At 53.4% G+C, this 549-nt stretch carries 1 pseudogene; it reads left to right on the top strand.

Annotated elements, in window-relative coordinates:
• Positions 1 to 264: pseudogene (locus tag ACR0E6_RS22925) on the top strand (tricarballylate utilization 4Fe-4S protein TcuB); the annotation flags it as partial.
• Between the last annotated feature and the right edge of the window lie 285 nt (positions 265 to 549).

Genomic DNA, 549 nt, shown 5'->3' with positions numbered 1-549 from the left:
GATCGAGAGCTTGGCGATCCGTCTGCTTGGGGTGGTGACATCGGTTTCATCCTGCTGCTCGGTTTTGTCGGCCTGAGCGGACTGGTCCTTTACGCCCTTGGTTCATCTGCTCTGATGCCCGCGTTACTTGCCATCCACCTTGGATCGGTTCTGACGTTCTTCCTGCTAATGCCCTACACCAAGATGGCTCATGGCTTCTATCGGCTTGCGGCTTTGATCAGAGACGCGCAGCGGAAGAGAGAGATGTCAGTTGGTGCCCAGTGAACAACCAATTCCAAAGGAGTAGAAGAAGTCGAACTTGAAGCGTATTTTGATGCCAATCTAAGCGTTGCTCCACTACTGAGAGTGGCGGTCAACGTCCGGGAATGGGGCGTTTGCTGAGATTGACAGCATCGGCATGAAATGCAGCTTTTTCCGCAGAACGCATTTCCAACTGTCGTAGATTTTCGCATTGCAGCGAACGGCAGGTTCGACGAGCCGTATCGCAGCATCGTTTGCCGACGGTCAATGACTGGTATGGGCCGTGACCAACACAACCACTCTAACTCG

The organism is Ruegeria sp. AP12, assembly GCF_056540025.1.
Note: the sequence above shows the minus strand (reverse complement) of the source record. Positions and strands in the feature narration are given on the sequence as shown.